Annotated in this window: 13 protein-coding genes, 7 tRNA genes and 2 pseudogenes; all 22 read left to right on the top strand. The window is 42.3% G+C overall.

Translation table 11 applies throughout. The annotated features are described in order from the left end of the window. The first annotated feature begins 2 nt into the window (after positions 1–2). The 22 genes and pseudogenes from ACQRBN_RS01320 (at position 3) to ACQRBN_RS01215 (ending at position 16582) form a co-directional block, all read left to right on the top strand. Positions 3–800 (top strand): ABC transporter permease, encoded by a 798-nt coding sequence (locus ACQRBN_RS01320; protein WP_427737106.1) that lies wholly within the window; start codon positions 3–5, stop codon positions 798–800. Further along, on the top strand, positions 797–1603 hold the full coding sequence (locus ACQRBN_RS01315; RefSeq protein ID WP_427737105.1) for an ABC transporter permease: 807 nt from the start codon (positions 797–799) through the stop codon (positions 1601–1603). The genes ACQRBN_RS01320 and ACQRBN_RS01315 overlap by 4 nt, the downstream gene beginning before the upstream one ends. Next, entirely contained in the window at positions 1585–2352 is a 768-nt protein-coding gene (locus ACQRBN_RS01310) for an ABC transporter ATP-binding protein (protein WP_427737103.1), read from the top strand. Before ACQRBN_RS01315 ends, ACQRBN_RS01310 begins: the two co-directional genes overlap by 19 nt. A gap of 21 nt (positions 2353–2373) precedes the next feature. Then, positions 2374–3117 carry an ABC transporter ATP-binding protein gene (locus ACQRBN_RS01305; protein ID WP_427737102.1) on the top strand — a complete coding sequence of 248 codons (744 nt, stop codon included), beginning with the start codon at positions 2374–2376 and terminating at the stop codon, positions 3115–3117. 47 nt (positions 3118–3164) lie between these two features. Then, entirely contained in the window at positions 3165–4619 is a 1455-nt protein-coding gene (locus tag ACQRBN_RS01300) for a sulfatase-like hydrolase/transferase (RefSeq protein WP_427737101.1), read from the top strand. 39 nt (positions 4620–4658) lie between these two features. Next, on the top strand, positions 4659–5639 hold the full coding sequence (locus ACQRBN_RS01295; RefSeq protein WP_427737100.1) for a hypothetical protein: 981 nt from the start codon (positions 4659–4661) through the stop codon (positions 5637–5639). A 1-nt stretch (position 5640) separates the two neighbouring features. After that, entirely contained in the window at positions 5641–6795 is a 1155-nt protein-coding gene (locus ACQRBN_RS01290) for an SPASM domain-containing protein (RefSeq protein ID WP_427737099.1), read from the top strand. Positions 6796–7064: 269 nt separating this feature from the next. Further along, positions 7065–8405: a sodium-dependent transporter gene (locus tag ACQRBN_RS01285; RefSeq protein ID WP_427737098.1), complete on the top strand. Its 1341-nt coding sequence runs from the start codon at positions 7065–7067 to the stop codon at positions 8403–8405. A 421-nt stretch (positions 8406–8826) separates the two neighbouring features. After that, positions 8827–9468: pseudogene (locus ACQRBN_RS01280) on the top strand (reverse transcriptase domain-containing protein); the annotation flags it as partial. A 100-nt stretch (positions 9469–9568) separates the two neighbouring features. Continuing rightward, a pseudogene (gene hypB / locus ACQRBN_RS01275) lies at positions 9569–10240 on the top strand (hydrogenase nickel incorporation protein HypB). A 23-nt stretch (positions 10241–10263) separates the two neighbouring features. After that, positions 10264–11418 (top strand): THUMP domain-containing class I SAM-dependent RNA methyltransferase, encoded by a 1155-nt coding sequence (locus ACQRBN_RS01270; protein ID WP_427737097.1) that lies wholly within the window; start codon positions 10264–10266, stop codon positions 11416–11418. Positions 11419–11484: 66 nt separating this feature from the next. Further along, positions 11485–12111: an RdgB/HAM1 family non-canonical purine NTP pyrophosphatase gene (gene rdgB, locus ACQRBN_RS01265; RefSeq protein ID WP_427737096.1), complete on the top strand. Its 627-nt coding sequence runs from the start codon at positions 11485–11487 to the stop codon at positions 12109–12111. A gap of 19 nt (positions 12112–12130) precedes the next feature. After that, on the top strand, positions 12131–12610 hold the full coding sequence (locus tag ACQRBN_RS01260) for a metallophosphoesterase family protein (RefSeq protein WP_427737095.1): 480 nt from the start codon (positions 12131–12133) through the stop codon (positions 12608–12610). A 204-nt stretch (positions 12611–12814) separates the two neighbouring features. Beyond that, positions 12815–12889, top strand: a tRNA-Pro gene (locus tag ACQRBN_RS01255). Between the two features lie 9 nt (positions 12890–12898). Then, positions 12899–12969, top strand: a tRNA-Gly gene (locus ACQRBN_RS01250). A gap of 55 nt (positions 12970–13024) precedes the next feature. After that, positions 13025–13098, top strand: a tRNA-Arg gene (locus ACQRBN_RS01245). 68 nt (positions 13099–13166) lie between these two features. Then, a tRNA-His gene (locus ACQRBN_RS01240) sits at positions 13167–13240 on the top strand. A gap of 14 nt (positions 13241–13254) precedes the next feature. Next, a tRNA-Gln gene (locus tag ACQRBN_RS01235) sits at positions 13255–13326 on the top strand. Positions 13327–13333: 7 nt separating this feature from the next. After that, positions 13334–13406 (top strand) — tRNA-Lys (locus ACQRBN_RS01230). A gap of 368 nt (positions 13407–13774) precedes the next feature. Further along, complete coding sequence (pepV, locus tag ACQRBN_RS01225) at positions 13775–15145, top strand: dipeptidase PepV (RefSeq protein ID WP_427737094.1); 1371 nt, start codon at positions 13775–13777, stop codon at positions 15143–15145. Between the two features lie 152 nt (positions 15146–15297). Next, positions 15298–15378: transfer RNA gene (locus ACQRBN_RS01220), tRNA-Leu, on the top strand. A 304-nt stretch (positions 15379–15682) separates the two neighbouring features. Further along, positions 15683–16582: a DUF6017 domain-containing protein gene (locus ACQRBN_RS01215; RefSeq protein ID WP_427737093.1), complete on the top strand. Its 900-nt coding sequence runs from the start codon at positions 15683–15685 to the stop codon at positions 16580–16582.

Genomic DNA, 16582 nt, shown 5'->3' with positions numbered 1-16582 from the left:
AAATGAAAGTAAAAAGAAAATTTTTTGAAAAAAATGATCTCAAATATACGCTTATGACGGTGCTTACGTTTGTAGTATTTCTTATGCTATGGCAGGTGTTGGCTATGAATAATCTGATCGTTGGAGAGTATACACCTTCGCCGTCAGAAGTTCTGGAGGCCTTTATTTTCAAAATATATAACGTGGGACCGGATGGCAATCTTCTTATAACCAATATTCTTACAAGTCTGCAGATATCAATGAGTGGATTTGTTTTAGCAGTTATTATAGGTGTTCCGCTTGGACTGTTAATGGGGTGGTATCGTTTGCTTGATAGATTTGTAAGACCTATATTTGAAATTATACGCCCTATTCCGGCGGTATCCTGGATTCCATTGATGATTGTTTGGATTGGCGTTGGTACAGAAGCAAAAGCGGTAATTATTTTTCTTACAGCGTTTATCCCTTGCGTACTCAATTCATATACTGGAATTCGGCAGACCAGTCAGGCATTAATTAATGTTGCGAAGGTATACGGTGCCTCGAATTTTTACACCTTTTTACATGTTGGAGTTCCTTCAACAGTTCCGATGATTTTTGCAGGAATGCGTATCGCACTGGCGAGTTCATGGAGTTGTTTGGTTGCAGCTGAAATGCTGGCGGCTTCTGCAGGTCTTGGATATATGATTAATATGGGGCGTAATTTTGGACGGGCAGACGTGGTGGTTTTAGGAATGATTATAATTGGGTTTATAGGGTATATTTTTACAACAGTTTTTACGGTGATTGAGAAAATTGTTGTACGGGGAGGCACTATATGAGAATAAAAAAGGAAAAAATAAGTACTGAATATAAAATGAAATACAGCATTTGGTATCACGTCCTTCCCTTTCTTAGTATCGGATTGTTAATTGCCGTGTGGTATCTGGGAAGTTCCTCCAATCCTATGATATTTCCGACACCGAATACAGTGCTGCGAAGAATGATTGAATTAAGCCAAAATAAGTTGAGTGGCTATACGTTAATTGGGCATATGGGTGTCAGTTTATTGAGAGTAGCGGTTTCGTTAGGTCTGGCTATTATTATAGGTGTTCCATTGGGAGTTTTGATTGGATGGAGCCGTGGAGTAAGAGCAACAATAGGTGCAGTGTTTGAGTGCATACGTCCAATTCCGATGCTCGCATGGATTCCGCTAATGGTGATGTGGTTTGGAATTGGTGAGAAATCAAAGATTATTATGATTTTTATGGCAGCGTTAATGCCTATCGTAGTGAATTCGTATACAGGGATTAAGATGATTTCTCCTTTATACCTTGATGTGGGAAAGATGTTTAATGCATCTACTGAATGGCAATTGCTTAGGTCCATTGTTCTTCCGGCAGCATTGCCTACGATTTTTGCAGGAATAAGAAATGCGACCAGCATGGCTTTGATGGTGGTATTGGCAGCGGAAATGATAGCAGCGCGGGCAGGTCTGGGATTTTTGATTAACCGTGGAATGGAAGTATTTGATGTATCACTGGTTATGTCGGGCATGGTTGCTATCGGTGTGACGGGGGCACTGGTAGCAGTTTTGACAAACTTTATAGAAAGGAAGTTATGTCCATGGAACAGAAGTATTTGACGAGATTGAAAATATCTAATATTTCAAAATCATTCCCAAATAAAGAAGGAAAAAGAGAATTGGCAGTTGATAATATTTCCCTTGATGTTTATGATGGGGAATTTTTAGTATTATTGGGACCGGGACGCTGTGGGAAAAGTGTACTGCTGAATATGATAGCGGGTCTGATGAAACCAGATGAAGGAAAAGTGGTTCTTGACGGGGAAGAGATTACAAAGCCAAATCCACAGATGGGAATGGTTTTTCAAAAAACAGGACTGCTTCCATGGCTGACAGTAATGGATAATATAACATTTGGTCCAAGACAACGTGGCGAGAGTAAAAAAATATATACAGAAAGAGCGCAAAAGTATATAGATATGGTTGGATTGACCGGGTTTGAAAAAAGTTATCCATATCAGTTGTCCGGAGGTATGAAACAGCGTGTCGGGATTGCACGTGCTTATACGAATGAACCGAAAATTCTTATTATGGATGAACCATTCGGTGCTCTTGATGCACAGACACGCTATAGTATGGAGCAGGAAGTACAGAATATTGTGGAAAAGGATAGACGTACGATTATCTTTGTGACGAATAATATTGAAGAAGCATTGATGCTTGGTGACAGGATTATTTTATTCACGAATTATCCGGCCAGAATTAAAAAGATTTATGATGTAAATATTTCAAAACCTAGAGATACTATGGATCGTACATTTTTGATGTTGAGAAAAGAAATATCAGAAAATACAGATCTCGCTTTGTAAGAAATCGGAAAGGAGTTATATATGGCTGATAAAGTAAAAATAAAAGTTGACCATCTTACAAAAAGGTTTGGAGATCTTTTGGTGTTGGATGATATAAGTTTCGAAGTGAAAAAAGGTGAGTTTATATGTGTGGTCGGACCTACTGGATGTGGAAAAACAACATTTCTTAATCTTTTGACAAGAATCTACCAGCCATCTTCGGGAGAACTTTACATCGACGAAGAACCAGCGGATCCTAAAAAGCATAATATATCGTTTGCTTTTCAGGAACCGTCAGCAATGCCCTGGTTGACTGTAGAAGAGAATCTGGAATTTGGATTAAAGATTAAAAAGATACCGAAGGAAGAAAGAAAAAAACGTGTTGACAGAATTTTAAAATTATTAGGAATGGAGAACCTGCGGAACGCATATCCTAAACAGTTGTCTGTAAGTGAAGAACAGCGAGTAATCATAGGCCGTGCGTTCAGTACGTATCCAGATCTTTTATTAATGGATGAGCCTTATGGCCAAATGGATATTAAGATGCGATTTTACCTGGAAGATGAGGTTTTGAAACTTTGGAAAGAATTCGGAAGCACAGTAATTTTTATTACACATAATATTGAAGAAGCAATTTATTTGGCAGAGAGAGTGCTTATTCTGTCGAATAAACCAGCAAAGATTAAGGAAAATCTGGAAATCAATCTGTCACGGCCAAGAGATGTTACATCAGAAGAATTCATTGAATTAAGAAAATATGTTACAGATCAGATTAAGTGGTGGTAAGCTTATACTTTGGACGCTGACAAAATATTTTTAATAAGGAGAAGACTATGGCTAATCATGACAAAACAAAGCCTAATATTGTATTTGTTTTAACAGATGACCAGGGATACTGGGCTCTTGGATGTAATGGGAATTCGGAAATAATTACTCCTAACATTGATAAACTTGCAGAAGAAGGTGCAAGATTTGAAAATTTTTATTGCGTGTCTCCGGTATGTTCGCCGGCGAGAGCATCGTTGCTGACAGGACGAATTCCGTCACAGCATGGTGTTCATGACTGGATTCGAGAAGGCAATACGGGACCTGGTGCTATTGAGTATTTACAGGGCTTGAGAGGTTATACGGATGATCTGGTAGATGCAGGATATCAATGTGCACTTAGTGGAAAATGGCATTTGGGTGACAGTATAAATCCACAGAAAGGATTTAGTTATTGGTATACACACCAGATGGGAGGCGGAAATTACTATAATGCCCCAATGATTAAAAATGGAGAATTAATTAATGAAGAAGGCTATGTTACAGATGCAATTACAGATAATGCGCTATATTTTATGGAAAAAATGAATGAAAAAGAGGAACCGTTTTATCTGTCTGTACATTATACGGCACCACATAGCCCATGGCTCAATGGGAATCATCCAGAAGAGTTGACAGGTCTTTATAAAGACTGCAAGTTTGAATCATGCCCAAGAGAAGAGTTGCATCCGTGGGCGGTATTTTCTACAGCGCATGATGCAGTAACGAAAGAGCATGTGGCACATCCAGAAGAATGTATAAAGGGATATTATGCAGCGGTTACAGGTGTAGATCGTGGGGTCGGAAGGATTATGGAACAACTAAGGGTATTAGGAATTGATGATAATACTGTTGTGATTTATACGGCAGATAACGGATTCAACTGTGGTCATCATGGTATATGGGGCAAAGGAAATGGTACGTTTCCAATGAATATGTATGATACATCTATTCGTGTACCAATGATTATCTGGCATCCAGATAGAATTAAAGCAAAAACGGTTATAGATCATATGTTGAGTGCATACGATGTACGTCCTACTTTACTGGACTATATAGGCGTTCCAGTTTCAGATGGCCCAACGCTTCCAGGTTCGAGTTTTTTAGATATATTACTTGGAAAAGAGGAGGAAAAAGATAGTGACTGTATGGTTGTTGTGTTTGACGAGTATGGACCAGTACGTATGATACGAACAGAGATAGATAAGTATGTTTGTCGTTATCCGTATGGACCAGATGAGTATTATGATCTTATCCATGATCCTGAAGAAAAGAATAATCTGATAGGCTATGAAAAGTGTCAGGATAGAATATTTGAATTGAAGAGACAAATGGAATTATGGTTTGAAAAATATGTAGATCCTACAAAAGATGGTCGTGTAGAAAGAGTTACCGGGAATGGGCAGTTAGTGATGGCGGGAAAAAATGCTTCACAGTATACCGTATACGAGCCGATTAATTGTCAGTATCAGGTAAAAGCATAATAAAACGATATTACATATCATTAGATAAGGGTGAGAGTTTTGCCATTAAATATTACGTTTAAAGAAACATTAAGTTCTTATAATGAAATGATTATGAAGTCATTTGTGGAAAAATTGGCAGAATATAATAATACTTTAATAGAAATCCGATTGTATGAACCCAGTATAGCAACAGATTTTTCGAATTATTTCTGTAAATTAGAAGGTCTTTTAAAAAGACAATTAGAAAATGGAATAAAAATAAAATATGAGATTTGTACGGCTGGAGTTGGCTTGACGATGAAACAGGCTGGGTTTTTTAGGGAAAAGAACATAACTGTCTGCTTACTTATGGATGGACCGAAAAGTATTCATGAACACAATAATATTCTTTTAAATAGAATGGGTTCCCATGAACAAGCGGTTCATGCAGCCAGGCTTTTGACAACATATAAAGTGAATTTTTATATAGGTATAACAGTCACTTCTGTGGTTGCAATGAATATTCAACGCATTTTTTCATTTTTTATTGAAAATGGGTGGAATTCTCATGCTTACTGGCCTGTCATGTGTGAGATGCATCAGAAAATGCCGACAGAACTATTATCTGTGAGAGAGTATCAGTATTTTTTGGAACAATTGTTTTGGCTTTGGAAAGATAAGCGGATGAATAGGCAGCCTGTATATGTGAGGGAGTTTGAAAATCTTGCGGGTGTCATAAAAGGGTATGCCCCATTAGTTAGCAGTTTATCCGGGCAGTGTCCCTTTCAGAATGTATTTTTTTCTAATGGATATATTTATTCGAGGGGATGTCGGGAAGGGCATACAGAATATTTGTGTAAGCAATTAGAAGAGCAAGGTCTGTTGGTTATGAAAAGTGTTGATGTGAAAACAGAATGTAAGATGTGTAGATGGGTAAGTCTATGTCAGAGCGACCGAATGTGTTGTATGAATTCCTCGGTGTTTTGTGAAATATATAAAGATTTTTATTTGTCTATACTTCCTGAAATATTCGAGTTGCTTCGAAATCTTGGAAAATAGGATGATTTTCGTAAATCAGAAAATATTAGAAAGGCAGAAAATGAGGCAGTTTACAGTAATGATAAAACCGGCATCATCCTTATGCAATATGAGATGTCGATATTGTTTTTATAGCGATATTGCCAGTCGGCGGAAAGTATCTTCTTATGGAATTATGTCTTCGGAAACAGTAACAAGTATGCTCTCGAATATATTTTGCGATTTAGAAGCAATGGATAGGATCACTTTTGCATTCCAAGGTGGAGAGCCGCTGTTGGCAGGAATAGAGTTCTTTAATTTTTTTGTCCGTTCTGTCAATACTTTGCGGGGCGATGTATGTGTAGAATATACGGTTCAGACGAATGGTACGCTTTTAGATGAAACATGGTGTACTTTTTTTAAAAAATATAATTTCCTCGTTGGTCTGTCAATGGATGGTTCTAAAGAATTCCATGATGCAAACCGTGTGGATAAAGATGGAGAAGGAACTTATCAGCGGGTGGTTAAAACGAAAAGCCTGTTAGATGAGTATGGCGTAGAATATAATATTTTAACTGTATTGACGAATGAACTGGCAGAGCAGCCCGAAAAATTCTGGAAAACTATTCGAGAACTGGGAATCTCATATGTGCAGTTGATTCCATGTCTGGATGAGTTTGAGGGAAAAGGGATTCATCCGTTCGTCTTGACACCACAGCGGTTTGCATATTTCTATATCAAATTATTTGAATTATGGAAACGAGATTATAATAATAAGGAGATTGTAAGTGTCAAATTATTTGATGATTTATTAAATTTGCTTGTATATAAGATATGTACTGCTTGCGGCATAGTGGGATATTGTTCTCCTCAATTAGTGATAGAGGCTGATGGCAGTGCGTATCCATGCGATTTTTATGTATTGGATGAGTATAAAATTGGCGATATTACAAATCAGTCATTATTGAAGTTACTTTCGTCACGGCAGGCAAGCAACTTTTTAAAACGACCACGCATGCAGATGAATATGTGTAAATCATGTCGTTATAAACTCATTTGCGGTGGAGGATGTGTGAGAATGCAAAGAGAGGTATGTGGTTCGAAACATAGCATTTTCTGTGGATATAAATGCTTTCTTGATGCCAAAATGAATGAATTATGTGAGATGGCGGAACAAGTGATTGTAAAGCAAGGATAATGAAGTGAATGATTATGAAAATCGTTTATTATATGGCTGCAATTCTAGTGGGTCTACACCTTTTGGAATATTAGAAAGTGAATTGGAAGGTAGGATAAATTTTCAAAATATAATATTGTTTGTTATATGTAACAAGAAAAAAGATAGCGAATATTTTCGGTATCTTTTTTGTTAAATTGGCACGAAGAAATATTACTATGGTATTCTAAAGAAATATTTGTTAGAATAAACAAGATAGTATTCTAAAGAAAGTAATGGAGAGACTTAAGATGAGTAAGAATAATGAGAAAAGCAGAGATGAATTCCGTACCCGGATGGGATTCATTGTTGCATGCATCGGTTCCGCAGTGGGAATGGGCAATATCTGGATGTTCCCGTACCGTACCGGCAAGTTCGGCGGGGCTGCGTTCCTGATCCCGTATTTTATCTTTGTAGTATTACTGGGATTCTCCGGAGTAATCGGAGAGATGGCATTCGGAAGAAGCGCGAAGACAGGTCCGCTGGGGGCATTCGCAGGCGCGATGGAGATGCGTTATGGTAAGAAGGGAAGAACTGTGGGAACGGTCATTGGAATTATCCCGGTGCTGGGTTCTCTGGGAATCGCCATCGGATATTCCGTGGTTGTAGGATGGTTCCTTAAGTATCTGGTCGGTGCATTGACCGGAGGATTGATGAAGGTAGATGATTATGGAAGTTATTTTGGAGGACTGGCAGTAAAGTTCGGAAGTATCGGATGGCAGATGCTTGGTCTGGCACTGACATTCCTGATTATGATTCTGGGAGTAACCAAGGGAATCGAGAAGATGAATAAGATCATGATGCCGGTATTTTTCGTCTTCTTTATCATATTGCTGGTTCGTGTTGTGACCCTTCCGGGAGCAGCGGACGGATACCGTTATATGTTCGTGCCGAAGTGGGAACAACTTGGGGATGTTCGGACCTGGGTATATGCATTGGGTCAGGCGTTCTTCTCACTGTCGCTGGCAGGCTCGGGAACGATCGTATATGGAAGTTATCTGAAGAAGGATGAAGATGTGGTTGCCTGTGCGAAGAATGTGGCGTTCTTTGATACCGTTGCAGCATTGCTGGCAGGTATGGTGGTGATTCCGGCAGTATTTGCATTCGGGCTGGATGTAGCCAGTGGACCGCCGCTAATGTTCATTACACTTCCGGCAGTATTCCAGCAGATGCCGCTGGGAGGAGTATTTGCAATTATCTTCTTTGTTGCAGTGCTGTTTGCAGCGATTACCTCTCTTATGAACCTGTTCGAGACACCGATCGAGGCAGTGCAGAAAGAACTTGGGCTGTCAAGAGGGGCAGCGGTAGGCGTGATCGCGGTTATCTCAACTGCTGTTGGAATCTTTATCGAGAGTGGAGATGCGGTAGGAGCATGGATGGATGCGGTGTCTATCTATATTATACCGTTAGGAGCATTGCTTGCAGGGATCATGTTCTTCTGGGTGTGCCCGAAGGGCTACGCAAGAAGCCAGGTGGAGATGGGAGGCAAGAAGCCCCTTGGCAAATGGTTTGAACCGGTGACGAAGTACGTGTTCGTGGGAATTACGCTGGTAGTGTATGTGCTTGGAATCTTCTTCGGAGGAATTGGCTAGGAAGATATATGTTGAGTGTGTAAGAGGAATGTGTCAGGTCACATTCCTCTTTTCGTTGGTTCGACCAGAGGCGCACGTTTCCAACGGGTGTAAGTTCCGAATCCGCCCGGTAGTGGGAAGGATATAGCCGAAGGCAAGGGTGTCCATCGGAGGTGGAATCTGAAGGAAGCCGAATGTGGGGAATATACTAACCCACGGGCAAATCTCTGGTCTGACGAACAGAAAGCACATATGAGGTTATGCATGAGGGTAAGGCTGCCAAATAGGTGAAATGTGGTTGATACACCTAAGCCAAAAGGGCATGAGGTCAGGGCTGTGGCAGTTACTATGATGCCATGGAGAGAAAGACAGAGAACCTCCGGTCTATAGACAGAATCTAAGTACATCACAATTATTAAGGCGGCGGAACAAGGTAAACCTTATGCGTTCCCATTCATGGGTAGGTGCAATGGAGTATGGATTTAGCATTCTGTGTCGGAGTGATTCGCCACAATGGATACTTGAGAGGGATATAAAAGGCTGTTTTGACAACATCAGCCATGAATGGCTGAAAGAGAATATCCCAATGGATTCCAAAGTACTGAAAGAGTTCATGAAGTGCGGGTATGTATATAATAAAAAGTTATATCCGACTGCCGATGGAACTCCGCAAGGCGGGAGTTTGTCGCCTTTGCTGGCAAACGTCTATCTCAATGAGTTCGACCAAGAGTTTCTAAAGAGAGGTGTACCATGCATCCGATATGCTGATGATATCGTTTTACTCGCAAAAAGTAAACGGGCATCAGAAAGACTCTTGGAAAGCAGTACGAAATATCTTGAGGAAAAACTGAAATTAACAGTGAACCGAGAGAAAAGCCGTACGGTCAGTGTGTTTGCAATCCGAAATTTTAAATTCCTTGGCTTTGCATTGGGAAGGAACGGAAATGGTATTTATATCAGGGTTCATCCAAAGTCATGGAAGAAGTTTAAGTCAAAACTGAAAGACCTATCTTCCCGTAGGTCCGTACAGAGCATCAAGCCAAGTCTTGAGAAAATCAAGGTGTATGCGAGAGGATGGCTGAATTTGTGAGGGATTATAAGAGAAGAAGTCTTGTGCTGATGGAGGCAAGCGTTGTATAATATATTGAAATATGAAATAGAACGTAATGCCTGAGATGACAGATATGAAGGAGATACGTGTAATAGAGGTAAAAAGAAGTATCTTTGAGAACAATAATCAGGATGCAGATCGTCTGCGTAATCAGTTGAAAGAGGAGAAGATGTTTCTTCTGAACCTGATGTCGTCTCCGGGGCTGGCAAGACTACGACGCTATTGGCGCTGCTTAAAAGACTTCGGGATGAGATAAAGATTGGCATTATGGAGGCAGACATTGACTCTGCGGTAGACGCCGAGACATTGATTTCGGAGGGGTATGAATATCCAGTTACATACAGGTGGCATGTGCCATCTGTATGCGGATATGACGCGCCAGGGATTGCATGAGATTGACAGCGAAGAGTACGATATGGTGATTCTTGAAAAGGTTGGTAATCTGGTATGTCCGGCAGAATTCGACACGGGTGCGGTGAAGAATGCGACGATTCTCTCGGTGCCAGAGGGAGACGATAAGCCGCTGAAATATCCACTGATGTATGAAGTATGTGATCTTCTGATCATCAATAAGGTAGATGTATTGCCATATTTTGATTTTAATAAAGATAAAGTTGTAGAGTATGCGAAGAAGCGGAATCCAAAGATTGAGATTATCTTTATCTCAGCGAAGACCGGCGAAGGAGTCGATGAACTTGCGGATTGGATACGTAAGCAGGTGAGGGAATGGGTAAGCCCGGCATAAAAATAGAGAATTTGGAGAAATATATGAAAAAAGTTGAGTTGATCGCCCCCTGTCATTTTGGGCTGGAAGCAGTGCTGAAACGAGAGATACAGGACTTGGGGTATGAGATTGCGGAAGTGGAAGATGGAAGAGTTACATTCTACGGTGATGCGGATGCTGTCTGCCGTGCGAACATCTTTTTGCGTACTGCGGAGAGAATCTTGTGGAAAGTAGGTAGTTTTAAAGCGGTGAGTTTTGAAGAACTGTTCGATAAGACGAAAGAACTTCCCTGGGAAGATTATATTCCGAAGAATGGAAAGTTCTGGGTGGCGAAAGCGGCCTCTGTAAAAAGCAGATTATTCAGTCCTTCGGACATTCAGTCGATTATGAAGAAAGCTATGGTTAAGAGGATGCAGGAACATTACCATATGGAATGGTTTCCTGAGGATGGGGCATCCTACCCGGTGCGCGTATTTCTGATGAAGGATATTGTAACAGTCGGAATAGATACGTCTGGCGTGTCCCTGCATAAACGCGGATATCGGGAAGTGTCCGGCAAGGCGCCGATTACTGAGACGCTGGCAGCCTCGCTGATCATGCTGACACCATGGAGAAAAGACAGGATCTTGGTAGATCCATTCTGCGGAAGCGGAACATTTCCAATCGAGGCGGCTATGATGGCGGCGAATATTGCTCCGGGGATGAACCGTTCGTTTACAGCGGAGGCATGGACGAATCTGATCCCGAGAAAATTATGGTACGATTCGGTAAATGAGGCGAATGATCTGATCGAGGATGATATAGATGTAGATATACAGGGGTATGATGTGGACAGTTCGGTGATTAAGATTGCCAGAAGGAATGCAAGAGAAGCGGGAGTCGAACATTTAATCCATTTTCAGGAGAGGGATGTCAGAGATCTGAGCCATCCAAAAAAATATGGATTCATCGTTACGAACCCACCTTATGGGGAACGGCTGGAAGACAAGGCGGATTTACCACAGTTATACAGAGTATTTGGAGAGAGTTATAAGCGGCTGGATTCCTGGTCGGCATATATGATTACTTCCTATGAAGAGGCAGAGCGGTATTTTGGCAGGAAAGCGGATAAGAACCGCAAGATATATAATGGAATGTTGAAAACGTATTTTTATCAGTTTCTGGGACCAAAGCCGCCGAAACGTACGAAAGACGCATAGAGAACAGCGGGAAAGATTAGCGGATGATGCGCATGGAAAAAGAAAGCAGAAGAGGGAATAAGACAGATGGAGAAGATAATATTTGCGACAGGCAATGAACATAAGATGGTAGAGATTCGAATGATTCTTGAAGATCTGGGGATGGAGATTCTCTCCCAGAAGGAGGCGGGAATCAAAGCGGATGTTGTAGAAGATGGAACGTCATTTGAAGAAAATGCGTTGATTAAGGCGACTGAGATTGCGAAGGTGGCTGCAGATATGCCTGGGTATAGGAATACAGTGATACTGGCGGATGACTCCGGGCTGGAGATCGATTATCTGAATAAAGAGCCGGGAATCTATTCTGCAAGATATATGGGAGAGGATACTTCTTATGATATCAAGAATCAGACGCTGATCGACCGTCTGGATGGAGTGCCGGATGAGCAGCGTACCGCGAGATTCGTGTGTGCGATTGCGGCAGCATTTCCGGATGGAAGCAGCGAAGTGGTCAGGGGGACGATGGAAGGCATCATCGGATATGAGATAAAAGGCGAGAATGGATTCGGCTATGATCCGATCTTTTTCTTGCCGGAATATGGATGCACGAGCGCGCAGTTATCCCCGGAAAAGAAGAATGAACTGAGTCACAGAGGTGAAGGCTTACGAAAGATGCGAGTGATTCTGGAGAAGAAACTGGAATCTGAAAAATAACAGAGTTGAGAGGATTCTTATGAGAGTACTGATTGTAAGTGATACACACAAATCACATAGAAATCTGGAAAAAGTACTGGAGAAGGTGCGCCCGATTGATATGCTGGTTCATCTTGGCGATACAGAAGGCGGGGAAGATTATATTGCTGCGCTGGCAGATTGCCCGTCACATATTGTAAGGGGAAATAATGATTTCTTCTCTGACCTTCCGGGAGAAGAGGAGTTCGTAATTGAGGGGCGTCGCGTATTCATTACGCATGGGCATTATTATTATGTCTCTATGAGTGAAGAGCGGCTGAAAGAGGAAGCGAGGGAGCGTGGCGCGGATATTGTAATGTATGGACATACACATAAGCCAGCCTTAACGAGGGAGCCTGACCTGATTACTCTGAATCCGGGGAGTGTGGCATATCCCAGGCAGCAGGGGCGCAGGCCAAGTTATATGATTATGGAATTGAACGGAGATAGCGACGTGCATCTTTCTCTGGAGTACTTGTAATGCTAATATTTTGTACATATAGGATGCAGTATGCAAATGAGGCATAGAAGGCTTTGCAATCCAATCCGCAAAACGATCCTCAAAAAAGTCCTCAAAAAAGTAGCAAAAAAAACAAAAAAAGTTGTTGACAAGCCGGAACCCTTAATATATAATAACTCTTGTGTCACGGAGATAATGGTTGAAAATGGCACAACAACATAATATCGGGGTGTGGCTCAGCTTGGCTAGAGCGCCTGGTTTGGGACCAGGAGGTCGCAGGTTCGAATCCTGTCACCCCGATAGTTTTATGCGGGTGTAGTTCAATGGTAGAACACTAGCCTTCCAAGCTAGATACGTGGGTTCGATTCCCATCACCCGCTTTCTTAAAGCCTGAAAGGTATTTAAGAAAGTATAGTTCTAAAGAGCTAGTCTTGTGAGTCTGTAGCTCAGCTGGATAGAGCAACGGCCTTCTAAGCCGTAGGTCGAGGGTTCGAATCCCCCCAGGCTCGTTAGAACCACGAAAAACTGAATAAGGTGATACTTAGTTGGACAAGTAGTTCGATAAGTAATATATATGGTGGGTATGGTGCAGTTGGTTAGCGCGCCAGATTGTGGTTCTGGATATCATGGGTTCGAGTCCCATTACCCACCCTTTTTTCTTTTATTGGGCTATCGCCAAGCGGTAAGGCACAGGACTTTGACTCCTGCACTCGTTGGTTCGAATCCAACTAGCCCAGTTATTATGGGCGTGTAGCTCAGGTGGTAGAGCACTTGACTTTTAATCAAGTTGTCCGGGGTTCGAATCCCCGCACGCTCATTGTTTTTAGGTATCCGAGGAAGATGATTCCCCGGATATTTTTTTTGCACAAACTTCGTATTTCCGGGCTTCGTGGGCAATGAACTTTTTTTCCTTGCTAAAAGCAGGTGTTATAGAAGTGTTAGATTTTCTGATTATACTTGATTATACTTTAGGATATTAAAGCGTTTTCAATCAAGTTTGCTTTTTGGAAGTCGGTATTGTGGTCAAAATAGTAATTTCCACTTTAGCAAGGATTTGAATAATTGAATTGTAGAAAATGCAAAAGTGTACTATAATAAAATAAGATGTGAAACGTATGCAACAAGGGCAGAAAATCCCTTGTAAGAATAGAAAAATAGTTACTTATTAAGGAAGGAGATCGTAAAATGTCTTACGAAAAACTGAACGAGAAAATGCTTGAAATGAAGGATGAGATCATGCAAAGCATCAAAGAAAATGTTGCTATCTACAGTCTGAAGGCAGAACCGGAAGAGAATGCACCATACGGGAAAGCAATCAAAGAATGTCTGGATCAGACGCTGGCTTTAGGGGAGAGACTTGGATTCAAGACCGGCAATGTAGATAATAAAGTAGGATGGATTGAATTTGGCGAAGGTGAAGAGATGGTTGGAGTTCTTGGACATCTGGACGTTGTACCGCTAGGCGAGGGATGGGATTATGATCCGCTTGGATGTGAGATCGTAGATGGCAAGATGTATGGCCGTGGAGTACTCGATGACAAAGGACCTACGATTGGAGCAATCTACGCTATGAAAGCAATTCGTGACTTGGGACTTCCAATCGGCAGAAGAATCCGCGTGCTGTTCGGATGTGATGAGGAGAATGGATCATCCTGCGTACAGCACTATATTGAAGTTGGTGGAGAACTTCCGACAATTGGTTTCACACCAGATGCAGAGTATCCGGTTATCTTCTGCGAGAAGGGACAGACATTCTGGGAAGTGACCAAGAAAGTAGAGAATCCATCAGCCATTAAGGTCCTTTCTATTGAAGGTGGCACAGCCAAAAACGTTGTAACGCCAAAATGTACCATGGTTGTAGAAGGAGATCTTGATTTTAAAGCAACAGATGCAATCGCTGTTTCAAAAGAAGATGGAAAAACAATTCTGATTTCTAATGGAAGAGGTGCACATGGAAGCACGCCTCATCTTGGCGTGAATGCAGCAATCCAGTTATTTGCAGCATTGAAAGAGCAGGGAATCGATCTTGGTGGAGACCTTCAGAAGATGGCAGATTTTGTATTAGAGAAGATTGGTTCAGAGACAAAGGGAGAGTCTCTCGGTGCTTGCTGGGAAGATGAGGAAACTGGCGATACAAGCTGTAACTTTGGCGTAATCAAATGTACACCGGAAGAGTTATTCTTTACGCTGGATATTCGCTATCCACAGAATGCTGATCAGCAGCTTCTGGTGGAAAATGTGAAGAAAGCAGCAGCGGAATATGGATTGACAGCAGAGATTGAGCAGACTGGAAGACTCGTATATGTTCCGAAGGATTCTGAACTGGTACAGAAACTGATGAAAGTATATCGAGAAGAGACTGGCGGTACAGAGGAACCTCTTGCAATCGGCGGAGGTACATATGCAAAAGCATTTGATAATATGGTAGCATTCGGACCGATCTTCCCGGGAGATCCGGAAGTGATTCATCAGCCGAATGAGTATGCGGAAGTGGATAAATTGATGACATCTTTCCAGATTGTAGCAGCAGCAATGTATGAATTAGCACAGAAATAGCAGCAGATGGGGACGTGGTAAAATGCACTTTTACTACGTCCCCATCTGACATGAGGGGTGTACCTAATTGACCTAATTGATATATGGGGTGTACCTGAAAATTATCATTGACAAGTGTAGCGGAAATAGTGTATATTATATAAGGTTCGTATGCGGATGTGGCGGAATTGGCAGACGCGCTAGACTTAGGATCTAGTGGGATTCCCGTGCAGGTTCAAGTCCTGTCATCCGCATTGGTACGAGTGGCGATACAGAACTTTTTGAAAAACCCAGTAATATCAATGGTTTTCGGGCATCCGAACAGAAAAATATCTTGTATATCCCCCCACATTAGGGCGACTGTTTTAAGGCAGCCGCCCTTTTTTACGCCTAAAATTTAGTGTGCCAATTAGGGGCGAAAATCCCTCTATTTTCTTCCTGTGCTGCCTGTTGGAAAGCAGGCGCAGGTGATTTGTCCTTCGGGTATCCGTTGGATACAGAGGTCATCTTTTCCCCGAAAACGAACACTTTTCCAGATCGCCGGAGGGAGGTGAGATTATGGCGGTATTTCGCATTGAGAAAACCCGCGACTACACGGTGATGGCAAACCATCATCTGCGGAACACGGCACTGTCGCTGAAAGCGAAGGGGCTGCTGTCCCTCATGCTATCCTTGCCGGAGGATTGGGACTACACCACCAAAGGCCTTGCCCGGATATGCCGGGATGGAGTGGACAGCATTTGTGCTACGGTTCGGGAGCTGGAAGATGCGGGGTATATTATCCGTGAAAGAGTCCGTAACGCCAACGGGCGGCTCGGCAGCATCGAGTACACGATCCTGGAGCAGCCCAGGCCACCGGAACCTAAACCGGGAAAACCTGAACGGGAAAATCCAGTTCAGGTAAAACCAGTCTTGGATTCTCCTGTCTTGGGAAAACCTGAACAGGAAAACCCCGCACAATTAAATACTAAAGGATCAAGTAACCAAATATCAAATACTGATTCATCAAGTACGGAAGGATCAAATCCTATCCAATCAAGCCCCCAAACCCCCGCAGGGGCCAAACGGACCGGACGGGACTGGATGCGGGAGCGGGAGAACTATCGGGAACTGATTTTGGAGAATATCGAGTATGACTATCTATGCCGGGATGACCGGCTGGATCGGGATATGCTGAATGAGTTGGTGGAGCTCATGGTGGATACCGTCTGTTCCCGCAGGGAGACGATCCGCATTGCCGGAGACGACTATCCGGCGGAGGTGGTCAAATCCCGGTTCCTGAAGCTGAATAGTTCTCACATCGAGTATGTGTTGGACCGTATGCGGGAGAACACCACCTATGTCCGTAACATCAAGAAATATTTGCTGGCTGCCCTGTATAACGCCCCGGCCACCATCGACAGCTACTATGCGTCCCTGGTGAACCACGATCTGTACGGCAGCGGAGAAAGGAGGTAA

This window comes from Bariatricus sp. SGI.154 (assembly GCF_050313795.1).
In the GTDB taxonomy this organism is placed as follows: Bacteria; Bacillota; Clostridia; order Lachnospirales; family Lachnospiraceae; genus CAMBRQ01.
This window is presented reverse-complemented; position numbering and strand designations above follow the sequence as displayed.

Excerpts from the sequence above, each read along its gene's own strand:
- ACQRBN_RS01320 (WP_427737106.1), top strand. The coding sequence starts at position 3 with ATGAAAGTAAAAAGAAAATTTTTTGAAAAAAATGATCTCAAATATACG.
- ACQRBN_RS01315 (WP_427737105.1), top strand. The coding sequence starts at position 797 with ATGAGAATAAAAAAGGAAAAAATAAGTACTGAATATAAAATGAAATAC.
- ACQRBN_RS01310 (WP_427737103.1), top strand. The coding sequence starts at position 1,585 with ATGGAACAGAAGTATTTGACGAGATTGAAAATATCTAATATTTCAAAA.
- ACQRBN_RS01305 (WP_427737102.1), top strand. The coding sequence starts at position 2,374 with ATGGCTGATAAAGTAAAAATAAAAGTTGACCATCTTACAAAAAGGTTT.
- ACQRBN_RS01300 (WP_427737101.1), top strand. The coding sequence starts at position 3,165 with ATGGCTAATCATGACAAAACAAAGCCTAATATTGTATTTGTTTTAACA.
- ACQRBN_RS01290 (WP_427737099.1), top strand. The coding sequence starts at position 5,641 with ATGATTTTCGTAAATCAGAAAATATTAGAAAGGCAGAAAATGAGGCAG.
- ACQRBN_RS01285 (WP_427737098.1), top strand. The coding sequence starts at position 7,065 with ATGAGTAAGAATAATGAGAAAAGCAGAGATGAATTCCGTACCCGGATG.
- ACQRBN_RS01270 (WP_427737097.1), top strand. The coding sequence starts at position 10,264 with ATGAAAAAAGTTGAGTTGATCGCCCCCTGTCATTTTGGGCTGGAAGCA.
- rdgB (WP_427737096.1), top strand. The coding sequence starts at position 11,485 with ATGGAGAAGATAATATTTGCGACAGGCAATGAACATAAGATGGTAGAG.
- ACQRBN_RS01260 (WP_427737095.1), top strand. The coding sequence starts at position 12,131 with ATGAGAGTACTGATTGTAAGTGATACACACAAATCACATAGAAATCTG.
- pepV (WP_427737094.1), top strand. The coding sequence starts at position 13,775 with ATGTCTTACGAAAAACTGAACGAGAAAATGCTTGAAATGAAGGATGAG.
- ACQRBN_RS01215 (WP_427737093.1), top strand. The coding sequence starts at position 15,683 with ATGGCGGTATTTCGCATTGAGAAAACCCGCGACTACACGGTGATGGCA.